We start from the raw sequence: 16,646 nt of genomic DNA on the forward strand, positions 1-16,646 counted from the left end.
CAGTCCTGAGGAGCGAGGAAGTCGAAGGACATGCCGACGACGGGGATGGCCCCTCATCTGGCGGCGCTTCGACTCCGCCCGCTGCGCGGGCTACGCTCAGCGAGAACGGGCCAGACCGCGAGTCGGGCTGCCTTAAGTAAGTGTCCGGTCCACACTGCCCCCGTTTCAGAGCTCCGGCAACACCTGCTGCAACGTGCCGATGCCATCCCACGGATCACGCTTCAACGCCGCCGCCCGCCTTAGCGCCTTGCGCAGGTCGAACGCCGCCCCGCCCTGCACCCGCCCCAGCTCCTCCCAGCGCAACGGCATCGCCACCGGCGCGCCGGCGCGGGCGCGCAGCGACCAGTTGCAGACGCTGGTGGCGCCGCGTGTGTTGCGCAGCCAGTCGATGAAGATCCGGCCCTTGCGCCGCGACTTGCTCGCGGTGGCGATGTACTGCTGCGGGTGCCGCGCCACCATCGCTTTGGCCAGCGTCTCGCAGAAACGCTTCGCCGCGTCCCAGTCCGGCCCGCGGCGGAACGGCAGCACCACGTGCAGGCCCTTGCCGCCGCTGGTGCGCACGAAGCTCTGCAGACCGAGTTCCTGCAGCTGCGCACGGATCCTGCGTGCCGCCAGCACCACCGCCGACCACGGCACGCCCGGCGCCGGATCGAAATCGAACACCAGGCGATCAGGGGCATCGGGCCGATCCACCTGCGCGCCCCACGGATGGAACTCCAGTGCGTTCATCTGCACCAGTTCGAGCAGGCCGGCCAGGTCGCGCACGTACAGGTAGTCGTCGACGCTGCCGCTCTTCTCGCGCAGCGCGATCGCCTGCACATGCTCGCCCAGCGCGTCCGCATGATGCTTCTGGAAAAAGCAGGCCGCACCCACCCCGTCCGGGCAGCGCAGCAGCGACAGCGGCCGGTTCGCCAGCTCCGGCAGCATCCAGCGCGCCACCGCGGCGTAGTACGCGGCGACGTCGCCCTTGCTGATCGCGCTGCCTGGATAAACCACGCGCGCGGCATGGCTGATCGCCGCCGCCGGCACAGCCACGGCGCCAGCGCGCCCGCGCGCCGCCGTTTCGAGGTTCAAGTCGGAATCGCTCACGTTGCCGCCCTGCCACCGCATGGCACCGATGCTAGGCACGCCGCGCGTGCACGCGGCGCCAACGAAGCACAGGCCGGCTTTCCGCCGACACGCCGGCGCGTCGACCAGCGTGCCCTGGAACGGCATTCCGCCGTCCGCCAAGCCGTTGCCGGCCGGTTCGGAGCACCCGAACGTCTGCGCCGGACCGAAAGATCAGCTCGCCCCATCGTGCGGGCGCCCGCCGCGCTTTCGCGTCGCGGCATGGCACGGATCGGCCTTCGCGACCATCGTCGCCACGAGGTCGCCGTTGATGGTCAGGCACTGGTCGGCGATCGCTGCCACGCTGTCCCGGTGCGATACCACGACGAGTATCGTCTGCGGCAACCGGCGTTTCATTGCGGCCAGCACCTGGATCTCGGACGCGGCGTCGAGCGCGCTGGTCGCTTCGTCCAGCACGGCCAGGAAAGGCCGGCGCAGGATCACCTGGGCCAGCAGCAGCCGCTGCAGCTCGCCGCCGGAGAGTCGGCTCGCCGTACTGTGCAGCGCGGTGTCCAGGCCCTGCAGCGAGCCGGCCAGCCGCCGGTCGAGGCCGACGTCCTGCAGCGCGGCCTGCATCAGTTCGGCGCCGGCTTCGGGCGCCGCCCAGCGCAGGCATTCGCGCACCGAGTGCTGCCAGGGCCGCACGCCCTGGCTGACATAGGCGCCGTGCCGCACGAGCTCCCGGTATGCGTCGAAGCCGATGGCGTGCCCGTCGACCCGCGCCGCGAAAACCCCGGGCACGCTCATGCCAGCCAGCACGTCGACCAGGCTGCTCTTGCCGATGCCGGAGTCGCCGCGGATCAGGGTCAGCTCGCCGGGCCGCAGGCTCACCTGGCGCACGTCGAGGCCGGCAAGCGGCGGCGCCAGTCGTATCCGCTCGATGTGCAGCGCCGGCCGATCCGCCCCCGGCCCGGCGGGCGATGGCGTCGCCGGCGAACGGATCGTGTCGAGGTCCATGTAGCGCTGCCAGAGCCCGAAAGCCGGGACGGCCGAACGCAGTTGCTGGAAGCTCTGCCGGGTCGATACCAGATACGGCAGCAGGCGCCCGAGCAGCAGGCACACCGCGATCAGCGACGACTGATCGACGCCGTGCCAGCGATAGGCGAGCACGAGGACAGCGGCGATCGCGGCCGCCGCCAGCAGTTCGAGCACCAGCCGTCCGGCTGCCACCAGCTCCAGCTGGCGCCGGTAGCCGTGGCCCAGCGCCGCGGAAATGGCGCCGTAACTTTCCTTTTCCGCGTCAGCCCGCCCGAACGAACGGATGTGGCGCAGGCGCCGCGGAAAATCCTCGCTGAGCCAGAACAGCCGCGTCATGTCGGCGACATAGCGGCGACCGACCTGCGACTGTTCGCGGCCGAAGATGCGCGAGGCAATCAGCACGAAACCGGCAAGCAGCGGTGCCACAAGCATCAGCGGCGGCGACACCCAGAACGCGAAGCCCAGGCTGACGATCGTGGTGATGCCGGCAACCAGCAGCTGCAACAGCGCGGCAAAACCCTGGGTGAGGGTTTCGACGTTGTAGGTCAGGACGTTCGCGATCTCCGCCGAGGTCGCATCGGCCAGCGAGGCCAGCGGCGCATCGACCAGCCGTGCATGCACCAGGCGCCGCCGGGTCATGCCGTAACGACTGGTCAGGCGCGCGCCCAGCCATGCCACCAGCCAGCGCAGCACGGCGAAGGTCGCGGTGGCCGCGACAAAGACGGCAGCCCGCATCTCCACGCTGCCGCCCACGTCGAACATCCCGCCGGCCAGCCGCAACGCGTGCCCGGGCTGGACCAGCGGCACCAGCAGCACCGCGGCAAGGCTGCCGACCAGTGCCGCCGCCAGCGACAACGCGACATAGGCGGCGATTTCCGCCAGGTCACCGCCGCCGAGCGTGCGCGCGAGCGAACGCAGCAGGTCGAGCGTGTGGCCCTGCGCCGGCGATGGTTCGTCAGGCATCACTGCTGATCCGGATGGATGGCCGGCAAGATCCGCCGCGGTGGCGGGAACGCTCCGTTACGATCGACGGCAGCACCTCGTCACCGCAGGCGACCGCGATGCCGGTGAGTGCCATTCGGCACGCATACGGTTGCATCGTCACCCGGCCCGGCCGGCGCGTAGCTCATCCACTACGCGCCGGGGTCCCGCTTACGGCGCCTTGCCGGCCTGTAGTTTCTGCACGATGGCCAGTGCCTGTTTCACGTGCTCGTCGGGGCGCAGGTGGTCGGTCTCCGAGGAAAGCGTGGCCACGATCTTGCCGTCGCCGGCGATGACGAAGGTCGTGCGCGGGATGAACGCGTGATCGATCTCAACGCCACGCACGTCCTTCATGCCCGGTCGCGCCGCCATCGCCTCCAGGCCGTACGAAAGAGCGACCTTGACCTCGGCGTCCGAGGCGACCGGGAACTTGCCTGCGCAGTACTTCGGATCCGCCGAGAAAGCATCGAGCCGCTCGATGCTGTCGGCCGACACGCCGATGATGGTCGCGCCGGCCGCGTCGAACTTGTCCCGCGCGACCGCAAACGTGTGCGCTTCGAGATCGCAGCCCCCGGTGTACGCCGACGGGTAGAAGTACACCACGACCGGACCTTTCCTGAGCGCATCGGCCAGCGAGAAGGTGAACTCCTTGCCGGCCTGGCTGGCCTGGGCGGTGAACGTCGGCGCCACGGCGCCGGGCGCGAGCGCGGCGGCCGCCGGCATCGCCGAAGCCAGCGCAAGCAGCGCACCCAATGCCATCGATCCCGCAAAACGCTTTTTCATTGCCGTGATCCTCGTGAGGGGGCATCGCCCCGGCCAGAGTCCATCCCGACCGGCCGTGCCCGTTGGACGTGAAACGTGAACCCGCGGAAACCCGAGCTTACTTCGTTGCTGCCACCTTGCGGATGCTCCGATCGAGCCCTGGCCCGTCATGGCTGCAAAAGCCTGAAGCCGCTGTCTTCGGGCGGCACCGAACCACCGCCCACAGGCACCCGCCCGGATCTTTCCTGAGGAAAGCCTTGCGCGGCGCGATCACGGCGCATCGTCCAGCAGTTCCCACAACGCCGCCACGCCGTCCCGCGGATGCTTGCCGCGGCGCAACTCGTGCACGCCCATCGCCATCATCCGCTGCGCGAAGCAGGGCCAGCCGGGCTGGCCGGACGCATACGGCTGATCTGCGGACAATCGCGCGGCGACATCGGCAGCCGGAACCGTGCTCAGCAAGGCGGTGGCGTCGTCGGTGGGCTGGGCCGAAACCAGCACGGTGCCGACCAGTTCCAGTGGAGCCGCGGCGAGCCGGCCGGGTCCCCGCCTCAGGTCGGCTTCGAACTTCTCCACCCCGCTGCGGCGGCGGATCACCGGCGCCCCGCTGATCCAGCGCCGGGCACCGGCGGGGTCGACGAATCGCAGCGCATCGGCCTGCACGTGCAGGTAGTTGGCCACGCCGGTGGCGAGCATGGCGTGCGGCTGCACGAACACCGCGTCCTCGGCGAGAAAATCCATGCCTTGCAGCAGGGCGAGCAAAGCCAGCGTCGATTTGCCCGAGCCGCTGGCGCCCAGCAGCAGGACGCCCTTGCCCCGCCGGCCCACGCAGGCACCGTGCAGCGGAACCAGGCCCTGCCCGCGCGTGGCCAAGGTGAACACGGCGAACTCGATGAGTTCGTAGCGCAGATGGTAGGGCCGCTCCAGCATGTCGGCGGAGGCCACCACCAGGGCCCGCTGCTGCGCGGGCGCCAGCATCACGTAGTTCGACGCGTCCATGACGCCGCAGATCCAGCCGGCTCCCGCCTGCACCTGCACCGGCGGTGGTTCGCCCCCGCCCGGCGACAGCCGCGGCGGCGACAGCTGCAGCTCGATGCGGAACTCCGGCACCGCCGCCGGCAGACGGTGCGGCGGCAGGCCGCCGTAAGCGGCCTCGACCAGCTGCAGCAGCGCCTCGCTCGCGCTTTCGAAACGGAAGCGCCCGCCGAGTATCTGCCGGCTCACGGCACGGCGGCAGCCGGATCGCTCGCGGAAAGGATCCGCGCAGGCGTCCCGCATGTCGCCGTGAGGAGTCGATGCCGTCGTCACCGATCGAGTTGCCCCGCCCAGAGGTGGTTGCACGATGTGGCGAATCCGCAGCGGGTCGCCTGGCCTTGAGTGCGCGGCCACGGCGAAAAGGTTGTCCGGGCGCCCCGCTGACGGCGCCGCGGCACCGGCAACCCGCACGGACCGCCACGCGAGGCAACCGAAGCGCCGCGCGCCGGCACTCACGTCCCGGCAGCATCGACGAGGAGGCCGGTTTCCCTCGCCGCTGCCGCCATTCCCGCGACGAGATCGAGGCCACTTCGCGATGCTGAAGATTCAGGTCGGCCACTCCTACTTCCTCAGGTACGACCCCAAGCAATGGGAACGCGGCAAGCCCTATCCCCCGCTGGCCACGATCCAGATCGCCGCGCTGCTGCGGCGGCGGGGCCACGACGTCGCCCTGTTCGACGCGATGCTTGCCGATGGCGTCGAGGATTACGCAGCCGCCGTGCGCGCCGCGCAGCCGGATGTCGTGGTCCTCTACGAGGACAATTTCAACTACCTGACCAAGATGTGCCTCGGCCGCATGCGCGAGGCGGCGTGCCGGATGATCGCGCAAGCGCATGCGCGCGGCGCCCGCGTGATCGTGGCCGGCTCCGACGCGTCGGATCAGCCGGGCCCCTTCCTCGCCGCCGGCGCGGACGCGGTGCTGCTGGGCGAAGGGATCGCGGCGCTGCTGGAACTGATCGAGCGGCTGGAGCGCGACCCGACCATCACCGCCCGCCACTGGCTCGACGGCATCGACGGCATCGCCACGCAAGTGGACGGCCAGACCCAGGCGCGACGCATCGGCGCCATGCCGCCGGACCCCCGGCTGGTCGGTCCGCCGGCCTGGGACCTGGTGGATATCGCGCGCTACCGCAGCCTGTGGCGCGAACGGCACGGCTACTTCAGCCTCAACATGGCGGCGTCGCGGGGCTGCCCGTTTCGCTGCAACTGGTGCGCCAAGCCGATCTGGGGCAACCACTACAAGCAGCGCAGCGCCGACGACGTGGCGGCGGAGATGATCTACCTGAAACAGGCGTTCGGGCCCGATCACATCTGGATGGCCGACGACATCTTCGGCTTCCACGTCGACTGGGTTGCGCAGTTCGGAGCGCGCCTGCGCAGCGCCGGTGGATCGGTTCCGTTCACCATCCAGACCCGCGCCGACCTGATGAGCGAGCGCATGACCGACGCACTCGAACAGGCCGGCTGCGCCGAGGCGTGGCTGGGTGCCGAAAGCGGCAGCCAGCGCGTGCTGGACAGCATGGCCAAGGGCACCCGGGTCGCCGACCTGGTTGCGGCCCGGGTGCGGCTCGGCCGGCGCGGCATCCGCGTGGGCTTCTTCATCCAGCTCGGCTATCTGGGCGAACAGCTGGACGACCTGCTGGCGACCCGCGAACTGGTGGCGCAAGCCGCGCCCGACGACATCGGCGTGAGCGTCTCCTATCCGCTGCCGGGAACCAAGTTCTACGACAAGGTCAAGGCCCAGCTTGGCGACAAGACGCATTGGCGGGACAGCGGCGACCTGGCCATGATGTTCCACGGCGCCTATGACTCGGACTTCTACCGCAGCGTGCGCGACCTGCTGCACGAGCAGGTCACGCTGCAGCAATCGAAGGCCACCGACCCGCCGGAGCGCCACCGGCAGGCGAGCGCGGCACTCGATGCCAAATGGGATGCGCTGGTCGCATCTGAACGGGCGCACCGCAGCGAGGATGCGACGACGACGAAGCGAATCGATATCCGGCTGCTCCCCCATGCTGCCGCCGCTCAAAGTCGTTAGGGCCGGCCTGCGCCGCACCACCGAGGCGCTCGCCGCGGAGCTGGCGCGGCCGGGCAGCGTCACGCCGCCGTGGAGTGCGCTCGACTGGCAGCTGGCGGCGGTCGCCGCGGCCGTGCATGGGGTGTCGCCGCTGCTGTGCCGATGCTGCGTGTGGCGGAACCCCTCCTGGCAATCGTTCCTGACCGACCAGCGTGAACACGTCGAGCATCGCCATCAACGCATCGATACGCTGCTGCAGCGCATCGATGCCGGCGCCCGCGCTCGCGGCATCGCCCTCGTCGCGCTGAAGGGCTCCGCCTTGCACGCGCTCGGCATCTACGCGCCCGGCGACCGGCCGATGGCCGACATCGACCTGCTGGTCCGCGCGGAGGATGCCGCGCCGGCGATCGCGCTGCTGCAGGAGCTGGGCTACGTGGAGTCGTTCGCCGGGTGGAAGCACCGGGTGTTCAGGCCGGCGGCCGGCGCTCCCTTTGCCGGCCTTGGGGAGCACCGCGACACGCCGGTCAACATCGAGCTGCACACGCGCATCCAGGAGCGGCTGCCGGTCACCGCGGTGGACATCACCGCGCGCATCCATCCGCCACAGCCGCGGCCCGGACTGAACCCCTACCCGTCGCCCGGCGCGCTGATGAACCACCTGCTGCTGCATGCTGCCGGCAACCTCTGCAACCGCAGCCTGCGCCTGCTCCATCTGCACGACATCGCGCTGCTCTCGGCACGCTTGTCCGCGGGCGACTGGAACGTGCTGTGGGACGACCCGGCCGGCGACGCTCCCTGGTATGCGCTGCCGCCACTGCTGCTGACTGCGCGCTACTACCCGGACGCAATCGCGGCCGACGTGCTGGCACGGCTCGCCACCTGTTGCCCTACCCTGCTGCGGATGGCATCGCGCCGCCAGACCCTGACCCGCGTTTCGTCCTCCGACCTGTGGCTGCATGCGCTGCACGGCATCGAATGGTCGCGTTCCCTCGGCGAACTCGGGCGCTACCTCGGGCAGCGAGTCAGGCCCACGCAGGAGGCCAACCGGGAGCGTACCGACATGCTGCGCACGCAGCTCTGGCTGCAGCAGGGGTCGAACTGGACCGGTCTGTCGCACGGACGACGCATCCTTGCCTGGCTGACCCGACCGGTACCGCGGATGGACACGATGTTCGCAGTGCGCGCGGCCCTGGAAGGCCCGGCGCCCGCGCCGTAGCACCCGCCCATGTCGCTGGCGCTACCAGCATCGGATACATCACCCACCCGCCATGCCGCGGAGGTGACGGCGCTGGCGGGTCTGCGACTGCGCTGTCCTCGCTGCGGAACGGCCATCGGCACACTGGATTGCCCGGCATGCGGCTTCGTCATCGTGATCGACGACGGCATCGCCCATGCACTGCCACCCGAATCGGCCGCACACCACGCGCGATTCATGGCCGACTATGAGCGGATCAGGACGTCGGAAGGCCGCGGCAGCGAAAGTGGAGCGTTCTATCTCGCCCTTCCCTACCGCGACACCACGGGAAGGGATCGCCGCCAGTGGCGGATGCGTGCGCGCAGCTACGACTACCTCGTGCGGCGGCTGCCGCAAGGGGGCCGCATCCTCGACCTCGGTGCAGGCAACGGCTGGATGAGTTTTCGTCTGGCGCTGGCCGGGTATCGGCCGACCGCGGTCGACCTGCTCGACAACGATCGCGACGGGCTGGGTGCGGCACGGCACTACCGGGCGCGCCTGCCGGCACTGTTTCCGCGCTTCCAGGCTGAGATGTGCCGCCTGCCGTTCGCGGACGAGCAGTTCGACGCCGCCGTGTTCAATGCCTCGTTCCATTACGTCGAAGACGGCGAAGCGTGCCTGCGCGAAGCTTTGCGCTGCGTGCGCAAGGGCGGCATGGTGATCATCAGCGACACGCCGTGGTACGCCCACGACGCGAGCGGCCGGCAGATGCTGGCCGAGCGTCGCGAAGTTTTTCTGCGCCGCCATGGCACGGCCGCCGATGCCATCGCCAGCTTGGGCTATCTCACCGACGAGCGCCTGCGCCATATGGCAGACGCGCTGTCAATTCGCTGGGAGGTGCATCGTCCCTGGTACGGCCTGCGCTGGGCGCTGCGCCCGCTCATCGCGAAACTTCGTGGCCGTCGCGAGCCTTCAAGGTTTCGACTTTACGTCGCCCGCAAGCCCAGCTGATTCCCGCGATTCCGTGCATGCGTGGCGGTACAGCGCATCGAACAGGCGCGCGGTGCTGTCGGCGTCTTCCAGCAGCGCCCGGCACTGCGCGGCTTGGACCATGCGCAGCCGCAGCGGTTCGTCCGCAAGCACCTGTCGGACGGCATCGGCCAGCGCATCCGCGTCGCCGACGGGCACGCTGCGGGCCGCCGCAGGCGACCACTCCACAAAGTGCCCGACCCCCGTACCCACCGCCGGCACGCCGGCTACCGCTGCCTCCAGCAGCACCAGCGGACCGGCTTCGTGCAGCGACGACATCACCAGCAGGTCGGCCGCTTCCATCAACGGGCGCAGTTCGCGTTGCGTCTTGAAGCCAAGGAAGTTGACGCAGTTTTCCAACCCGAGCTGGTGAACCAGCTGCTGCATCTCGCCCTGCAAAGTGTCCACGCCGACGATATCCATGCGAAAGGCCAGCCCGGCGTCGCGCAACATGGCCAGTGCGCGCAGCAGGATCGGCTGATCCTTCACCCGGTTGAGGCTGGCCACGTGGATCAAACGCGCCGGACCGGCGCGGCGCGCACGCGGCGCGAGCGGCGGCCAAGTCCGCAGGTCGACGCCGAGCGGCACGCGCCGGGCCGCCACGCCGAGCGCGCGCAGCGCCTCGATGACCGGCGCGCTGGCCGCCGTGACGACATCGGCGGCGCGCAGCACGCACGCCTCGCGCAGCCGTCCCTTCCATTGCAGCCGCCCGCCATAGTCGATCGCGTGCAGCGCAACCAGCTCGCCGCCGGCGACATGCACCAGGCTCGGCAGCCGCAGCAGCCTGGCCGCGGCCACGGCCACCAGGCCGCACGAGCCGGAGAAGATCGCCTGGATCCGGTCGAACGGCGCGCGGCGATGCTCGGCGCGGATCGCCGCGATCGCGCGCCATCGGGTCCAGCCGGCGCCGATGTTGTGGATGCTCGCGCCAGCAAGTTCCCAGCGGCCCGCCGCCGCCTCCTGCTGCAGCGCGAAGACGTGCACCTCGTGGGTGCGCGCCAGTCGTTCGATCAGCGCCAGCAAGGCCGGAATCACCCGGTACTCGCCGCTGCGATCCACCCCGCCCGGCACCACCAGCGCGAGTTTCACGACGCTCTCCGGCGCCGCTCGTCGTGCACCTGCGCGTAGGCAGCGGCCCATTGCCGGCCTACCGCAGTGAATGACAGCGCGGCGTCGAAATGGGCGCGCACCTGTGCCGCCGGCGGCCGGTCAGCGGCGGCAGCGACCAGCGCCTCGGCCAGCTGTGTCGCCTCGCCGCAAGCCCACAGCTGACCGACGCCGCTGTCGCCGATCAGCGCGCGAAAGGAGGGAATATCCGTGAGCACCGGCGTGACGCCGCAAGCCAGCGCTTCGAGCGCGGCGTAACCGCAACTTTCGGCGCGGCTGCCCGAGACGAACAGGTCGGCCGCGCGCATCAGCAGCTCGACCTGCGCGTGCGCCACCGTGCCCAGCAAGTGCACGCGCCCGGCAAGCTGCGGATCGCGCGCGCTGCGCGCCCGCACCGCGCCGAGCAGCGGCGCGCTGCCGAAGGCGCACCACAACTGCAGGTCGGGCAGCCGCCGCGCAGCCAGGCTGACGCCGTCGAGCACGCTCAACGGGTCCTTGCCGGCATTCAGATGCCCCACCCACAGCACGCCGGGATCGCCATGCAGGCCGGTGCTGGCGCGGGCATCGGCACGATGGCCGACGCTGAAACGGCTGCTGGATTCGGGTATCGCAAACTGCCGCGTGTGCGGCGCGAACAGCCCGGCCCGGACAAACGGTCGCGCCAGTTCGGGCGCGGTGAAGGCGACGCCGGCCAGCGCCGCATACCAGCGCCGCCACGGCGACCGCCGCCACCGGCGCGGCGGCCGATCGGCGTGGTCCTGCAGGATGATCGGCAGTCGCGGCAGGCACTGCGCGATGGCGAAGGCATCCTCGGCGAAACCCAGGCTGTGTCCGTGCAGCACGTCGATGCCGAGCTGGCCGAGCACGCCGGCGAAACGGCGGCCCCGCTCGGCCGCCGTCGCCAGCCCGCGGATGTCGACGAAGTGATAGTCGATGCCGTCGCGCATGATCCGCTCCTCGCGCGCCGCCGCCTGGATCACCGACACGCGGGTGCCGGCGCTGGCGACTGCCTCGGCGATGTCCGCCAGCGAGTGCCATCGTTCCAGCACCGCGGCCGGCGCAAGTCCCGCCGGCGCGGGCAAAAAATTGAGCTGCGCGACGTGCACGGCGTGCACCCGGCTAGAGGCCCGACACCTGCGGCATGCGCAGGCGCACCAGCCGGTTGGCCAGCTCCAGTTCCCACGGCCGGTTGTACCTGCCGTAGCGATAACGCCAATCGGCCATCGCGCTCAGGCTGCGTTTGGCCCAGGGCGGCGAGCGCAGGTCCTGCACGGTGGGGAAGCGGCAACGCAGCACGGTGACGAAATCGTGGATGCGCTGGCGCAGTTTTTCGTCAAGCCAGGGCGCATCGGCATGGCAGGTGTAGTCGACCCAGCGCGGCTGCGCCCACTCCTCCGGCGTGGTCGGGAACACCACCGGTGCGCCGTCGAGACCGAACAGCGGCTTGGCCGGACGCCGCGCGCGGTCCTGTTCGTGCCGGCTGTTTTCCGGCAGCGGCGTGTAGACGTAGATGACGATCTCGGACTGCGGGTTGATCCGCTTCAGCGCGCGGATGAACTCGAAGGTGTGCTCGGTCTCCTCCTCGGTGTTCTCCGGCGGTGCGACCATGAACGACAGCTCGGGGATCACGCCGTGGCGGCGGCACAACTCCACCACCGCCATCGTCTGGTCCGGCCGCGTGCCCTTGCGGATTTCCTTGAGCATCTGGCCATTGGGCGATTCCGCGCCGATGTAGGCCATCCGCAGCCGGCTCTTGCGCACCAGCTTCCACGCTTCTTCCGACAGGTTGAGCAGGGCGTCGGCGCGGGCGAAGCACCACCACGGCATTTCGAACCTGGCCATCACTTCGAGCAGCGGCAACATGTCCCGTTCGCGATCGAAGAAATTGTTGTCGAAGTACTGCACCGAGTCCGCGCCCAGCTCGTACTTCAGATAACTCAGGTCGCGTTCCAGTTGCTCCGCCGCCGGCAGCACGGTGGTGCCACCGAACATCGCGGCCACGCCGCAGAAGGTGCAACGGAAGCGGCAACCGATCGACGCCTGGTGCGCGACGGTGCGGCGGCCGAGATAGGTGCGCGCGAGGTAGCGCCGCGGGTCGCCGAGCTTGTCGTATGGCAGCACCATGCCGTTGTCGGCCAGCGTGAAACGGCGGTTCGGGTTGTGCACGACCGCGCCGCCCTGCTTCCACGACAGGCCGCCGATCGTCGCCAGCTTCGCCTCGGCCTTGCCGTCCAGCGCGGAAATCAGTTCGGGCAGGGTTTCCCCGGCCTGCCCGCGCACCGCGTAGTCGACGTAGGGCGCGGCCAGCGCCGCGTCCGGGTTGAGCGTGGGGAAATAGCCGCCCCAGATGATCGGCACCACCGGAAAGCGCTCGCGGATCGCGCGGGAGACGGCGATCGCCGGCGCCAGCTGCGGACCGCCCATGACGCTGACGCCGACCGCACCGAAGGCGCCCTGCTCCAGCGCGTGCAAGGTGTCGTTGACGAAATCGCGGTCGACGTTGCCGTCGACGATCTGGCTGTCGTGGCCGCTGCGCTCCAGCGCGGCCGCCAGGTGCAGCAGGGACAACGGGAAGCGCGCGCTGCGCCGCGAGGTGATGGTCGGGTTGATCAGCAAGGTGCGTGAGGCATGGGTCATGGCAAGAGCCTGCGAATTCGGGAAGTCACGGCCCGCGCCGCAGCCGGAACACCAGCGCCACGGGAACCGCCAGCGCGGTGTGGTCGAAACGCGCACCGGCAGGGACGTCGGCCGGGTCGAGCATCGGTTCCAGCACCTGTTCGATGCGCAGCCCGAGTGCGGCGCAGGCCGCGTGCCAGTGGCTGTACAGGTGCTGCGTGTGCCGCACGGCGTAGTGCTGGCCGTCCGACTTGAAGTCGCGCAGCCAGCCCAGCGCATGCCCGATCGGATGCACGTCGCTGCACAGCAGCGTGCCGCCGGGCCGGGTCACCCGGCACAGCTCGGCCAGCGCGCGCTGCAGGTCGTCGAGATGGCCGACGACCAGGCCGCAGAGGGTCAGGTTCGCCCGCGCATCCGGCACCGGCAGCGCTTCGAGGCTGCCCTGCACCAGGTCGATGTCCGCGCCAGCTTGCCAGGCAGCCAGCTCGACGCCGGCGCGCGCGAGCATCGGCGACGAAAGATCCACGCCGATCACGCGCGCCGCACCACGGCGCAGCGCATGCAGCATGTAGCGTCCGCTGCCGCAGCCGACATCGAGCACGGCCTGCCCATGCAGCGTGGCCGGCATCAGCCCGAGCATGGCGCGCTCCTCCGCCTGCATCACCGGGTTGTGCGCATGCGCGGGGTAACTGGCTGCCCACAAGGCATACGCCTCGGCTGGCAGCAGCATCGGCGGACGCGTCGTCACGGCTAACCGGCCTCCATGGCGAGGTTGTGCGCGTGGTGCGCAGCGGCCAGTTCAAGCCCGGGTTCGAGCGCCACCAGCCCGGCGTCGGCCAGCGGCCTGGCCAGCAGTTTCGGCCTGCCGTCCAGCGTCACCGGCACGGCGTCCATGCCGGCGACATCGAACCATTCGGCGAAATCCGGATCGGCGATGCGCGGCACGCCGTGGCGCACCACCGCCCGGATCCGGCTGCGCTCGATGCCGACCAGGCCGCAGCGCTCGTCGCCGCCGCGGTCCTCGACGATCACCAGATCCGCCAGCGCACCCGGCGCCAGGCTGCCGCCGGAGGGCAGCCGCAGGATGCGCGCGGCCTGGCTGGTGACCAGGCCCAGCAACTGCCCGGCGTCCAGCTCGCCGCGGGCGACGATGCCGCGCATTTCATCAAGCAGGTCGCGGGCGCCGCTGAGCCGCGAATCGCTGCCCAGCGCGAGCCGGCCCGCTGCGCACAGGCGCCGCGGGTCCAGCGTGCGTCCGAGCAGGTTGCGGTTGCTGGTCGGACACCAGACCACCGCCGCGCCGCGCTCGATCACCCGGTCGACGTCCTGCTCGCGCAGGCCGACGCCGTGGATCAGCACGCTGTTCGCCGCCAGGCATCCCATCTCGTCGAGCCGGGCCAGTTCCGCCTGCGCGATCGCATCGGTGCCTTCGGCCAGATGGATCAGCCACGGCCGATCGGCAGGCGTGGCGGCGAAGCTCGACCGCACCGGCGGGCCGTAATCGGGCCAGCCCAGCGCATAGCTCCAGCCGTAGTCGCGCAGCACGGCGACCGGGAAATCCGGCTCGTCGAGCGCCGCATGCCAGGGGTCGTGATGCGCCACGCAGGTGGTGCCGGCAAGCAGGTTCTTCAGCGCCCCGTGGCGCAGCCGCAACGCCTTCGGCACCCGCAGCGCGGCGATCACCGCCGGCTCCTCGAAGTGCGCCCGGAAGGCGGCGATCCAGGCGTAGCTGTTCGGGAACGGCGCGCGGGCTGGCAGCGGCGGCACCGTGTTGACGTGCAGATGCTCGTGCGCGTTGATCAGGCCGGGGAAGACCAGATGGTCATGCAGGTCGAGCCGGTACGCCCGCGCCGCCAGCGACGCGCCGATCCGCCCGCCCCGGATCGGCAGCGGCATGCGCGAGTGGCCCGCGGGCGTGACCGAGACGGCCCGGCACAAGCTGACATCCATCGCGGCCTGCAGGAAGTCCATCGACTCAGCGCCGTCGCAGCACGATCAGGAAATGGTCGCCCATGTCGCGCAGCAGCGGCAGCGCGCCCAGGCGATCATCGAGCCGGCCGAGACGCTCGCACCAGCGGCGTCGGCGGCGGTAGTAGTCCACCAGGTAGGGCGGCGGCAGGAACAGGCCCAGCGCGCGATAGCCCTGCAGCGAGAACTGCCCGCTGAAGGCACGGTAGAACTCGCGCGGCAGGTAGTAGCAGGTCCAGATCGTGTGGCGGTTCATGCCCACCGCCGTCGCGCCACGTGCGGCGCGCACGCCGGCGCGCTTGAAGCGGCCGCGCAGGGCGTAGTGCCCCAGCTCCCACGGACAGATCCGGCCCATCACCGAAAACACCAGGGTGCCGCCGGGGCGCAGCAGGCGCGCGCATTCGGTGGCGACGGCGCCGAGGTCCGGCACGCAGTTCAGCGGACCGAAGTTCGAATAGATGCCGTCGAACTCGTCGTCGAGCCGGGCCAGTTGCTGGATGCCGAGGTGTGCGACCGTCACGCGCGACTGCATGGCCGCGGCCGCCGCCCGCGCCCGCGTACGTTCGACCATCAGCGGCGACCAGTCGGTGGCGACGACATGGAAGCCGCGCCGCGCAAACTCCAGCGCGTCGATGCCAGTGCCGCAGCCCAGGTCCAGCAGGCGCGCGCCAGGCGGCACGATGCTGTGCACGGTATCCCACAGGATCAGCCGCATGCGCTGGATCAGCTCGTTGTTGCCGAGGGGCCCGTCGTAGTCGGCGGCGACGCTGTCGAAGGCGCGCTGCGTGTCGAGCAGCTGCGCCTCGTCTGGCGGCGGATGCCGCGGGTGCTGGCGGGTGCTTCCGGCGGGCACGGCGCGGTGCCCGGGTCGCAGCTTGTGCAGTCCACGCATATCGAACGAACTCCGTCCCACCGTGAGGCAGACATCCCTTCACCGCGACACTGCCGACCCCGTCACGGGTCGGCCCCGGCACTTCATGGATCCGCTCCGTGAGTGCGCGCCGGCGCCGGTTTGGTTGAACGGCGCCGGCAGCGGATGCAGCGCCGGATTCAGGTTCCCTGCCGTCGACCGGCCTTCGCCACGGCCGCGCATGCGCCGAGCAGCAGGCCCAGCAGCAGGCCGATGCCCCAGGTCAGTTCGGGATTCGGGAAGGCCTGCTTGTCGGGCACGTAGACCGGCCACATCATCGACGTTGCATAGGTGTAGGTCGGGCCGAGACGTTCCATGAGATCCATCCGCGCCTGCCGCAAGCCGCGAACCTCCTCGTTCTTGTTCGCCAGCAGCAGGCTGGCCAGCACCGCACCCGCGGCATCCTTGCTGCCCGGTGCAGCCGCCCGTTGATAGCGAGCCAGGTCGCCTTCGGCGGTCTGCAGGTCGGCCTCGATGCGGGCGAGTCGCGCGCGCGCCGCCTGCAGCGGCGCCTCTTCCAGGTGCTGGTGGACTGCGGCCAATCGGGTCACCGTCGCCGTGGCCAGTTCGGCGGCCTGCTCGCGGGAGTAGGCCCGCACGCTCAGGCGGATCAGCGGGCCGGCATAGGGCATCGGCTCCAGCTTCAGGCTGTTGCGATAAAGCCTCGCCACGGACGAATCGCGCGCATGGCCGGCGCCTTTCAGGATCTCGTTCTCGAACGGCACCAGCTCCAGCCGCTCGATCACGCGCAACAACGGCTCGACCTTCGGATCCTGGCCCGGCAGCACCTGCCCGACCTGGGCGATCTGGATCCACGCGGTCGCCTGCCACTGGCGTTTCACCAGGTGCGCGAAGGCATAGGTGCCGGCCAGGGTCAGGATCAGCACGCCCGCGAACCAGATCCAGCCGCGGGTGAAGATTCGCCAGAGGTCGATCAGGTAGATTTCGTCTTGTTCCATGGT

The 16,646-nt window shown here is 70.4% G+C and carries 14 protein-coding genes; 3 read left to right on the forward strand and 11 right to left on the reverse strand.

The window, feature by feature from the left end; all coding sequences use genetic code 11:
* Positions 1–165: 165 nt before the first annotated feature.
* From ligD to QQA13_RS12845, 4 genes are all read right to left on the reverse strand, one after another.
* Positions 166–1,089, reverse strand: a complete 924-nt coding sequence (gene ligD / locus QQA13_RS12830; protein ID WP_428992316.1) for a non-homologous end-joining DNA ligase — start codon at positions 1,087–1,089, stop codon at positions 166–168.
* A gap of 192 nt (positions 1,090–1,281) precedes the next feature.
* Complete coding sequence (locus QQA13_RS12835) at positions 1,282–3,048, reverse strand: ABC transporter ATP-binding protein (protein ID WP_108470926.1); 1,767 nt, start codon at positions 3,046–3,048, stop codon at positions 1,282–1,284.
* A 189-nt stretch (positions 3,049–3,237) separates the two neighbouring features.
* Positions 3,238–3,849 carry a peroxiredoxin gene (locus tag QQA13_RS12840; RefSeq protein ID WP_108470927.1) on the reverse strand — a complete coding sequence of 204 codons (612 nt, stop codon included), beginning with the start codon at positions 3,847–3,849 and terminating at the stop codon, positions 3,238–3,240.
* 249 nt (positions 3,850–4,098) lie between these two features.
* Entirely contained in the window at positions 4,099–5,106 is a 1,008-nt protein-coding gene (locus QQA13_RS12845; RefSeq protein WP_428992318.1) for a serine kinase, read from the reverse strand.
* A 292-nt stretch (positions 5,107–5,398) separates the two neighbouring features.
* On the opposite strand from QQA13_RS12845, the gene QQA13_RS12850 reads away from it, so the two are divergent.
* Genes QQA13_RS12850 through QQA13_RS12860 form a run of 3 tightly spaced genes read left to right on the forward strand, consistent with a single transcriptional unit; the run spans position 5,399 to position 9,065 of the window.
* Positions 5,399–6,901 carry a B12-binding domain-containing radical SAM protein gene (locus QQA13_RS12850; RefSeq protein WP_108470929.1) on the forward strand — a complete coding sequence of 501 codons (1,503 nt, stop codon included), beginning with the start codon at positions 5,399–5,401 and terminating at the stop codon, positions 6,899–6,901.
* Positions 6,876–8,096, forward strand: coding sequence for a nucleotidyltransferase family protein (locus QQA13_RS12855; RefSeq protein ID WP_108470930.1), 1,221 nt, complete (start codon positions 6,876–6,878; stop codon positions 8,094–8,096). The genes QQA13_RS12850 and QQA13_RS12855 overlap by 26 nt, the downstream gene beginning before the upstream one ends.
* Positions 8,097–8,105: 9 nt before the next feature.
* Positions 8,106–9,065 carry a class I SAM-dependent methyltransferase gene (locus tag QQA13_RS12860; RefSeq protein WP_108470931.1) on the forward strand — a complete coding sequence of 320 codons (960 nt, stop codon included), beginning with the start codon at positions 8,106–8,108 and terminating at the stop codon, positions 9,063–9,065.
* Here QQA13_RS12860 and QQA13_RS12865 read toward each other — a convergent pair.
* From QQA13_RS12865 to QQA13_RS12895, 7 genes are all read right to left on the reverse strand, one after another.
* Positions 9,027–10,172 (reverse strand): glycosyltransferase family 4 protein, encoded by a 1,146-nt coding sequence (locus tag QQA13_RS12865; RefSeq protein ID WP_108470976.1) that lies wholly within the window; start codon positions 10,170–10,172, stop codon positions 9,027–9,029. The genes QQA13_RS12860 and QQA13_RS12865 overlap by 39 nt on opposite strands.
* Positions 10,169–11,296 carry a glycosyltransferase family 4 protein gene (locus QQA13_RS12870; protein WP_108470977.1) on the reverse strand — a complete coding sequence of 376 codons (1,128 nt, stop codon included), beginning with the start codon at positions 11,294–11,296 and terminating at the stop codon, positions 10,169–10,171. Before QQA13_RS12870 ends, QQA13_RS12865 begins: the two co-directional genes overlap by 4 nt.
* A 13-nt stretch (positions 11,297–11,309) precedes the next feature.
* Positions 11,310–12,827: a B12-binding domain-containing radical SAM protein gene (locus QQA13_RS12875; protein ID WP_108470932.1), complete on the reverse strand. Its 1,518-nt coding sequence runs from the start codon at positions 12,825–12,827 to the stop codon at positions 11,310–11,312.
* Positions 12,828–12,852: 25 nt separating this feature from the next.
* Complete coding sequence (locus tag QQA13_RS12880) at positions 12,853–13,536, reverse strand: class I SAM-dependent methyltransferase (RefSeq protein ID WP_108470933.1); 684 nt, start codon at positions 13,534–13,536, stop codon at positions 12,853–12,855.
* A gap of 20 nt (positions 13,537–13,556) precedes the next feature.
* The gene (locus tag QQA13_RS12885) at positions 13,557–14,777 is read right to left on the reverse strand and encodes an amidohydrolase family protein (protein WP_108470934.1); all 1,221 of its coding nucleotides are present in this window, start codon (positions 14,775–14,777) and stop codon (positions 13,557–13,559) included.
* Between the two features lie 4 nt (positions 14,778–14,781).
* Positions 14,782–15,666 (reverse strand): class I SAM-dependent methyltransferase, encoded by an 885-nt coding sequence (locus tag QQA13_RS12890; protein WP_108470935.1) that lies wholly within the window; start codon positions 15,664–15,666, stop codon positions 14,782–14,784.
* Positions 15,667–15,824: 158 nt separating this feature from the next.
* Positions 15,825–16,643: a Wzz/FepE/Etk N-terminal domain-containing protein gene (locus tag QQA13_RS12895; RefSeq protein WP_108470936.1), complete on the reverse strand. Its 819-nt coding sequence runs from the start codon at positions 16,641–16,643 to the stop codon at positions 15,825–15,827.
* Between the last annotated feature and the right edge of the window lie 3 nt (positions 16,644–16,646).

This window comes from Rhodanobacter thiooxydans (assembly GCF_030291135.1).
GTDB lineage: Bacteria > Pseudomonadota > Gammaproteobacteria > Xanthomonadales > Rhodanobacteraceae > Rhodanobacter > Rhodanobacter thiooxydans_A.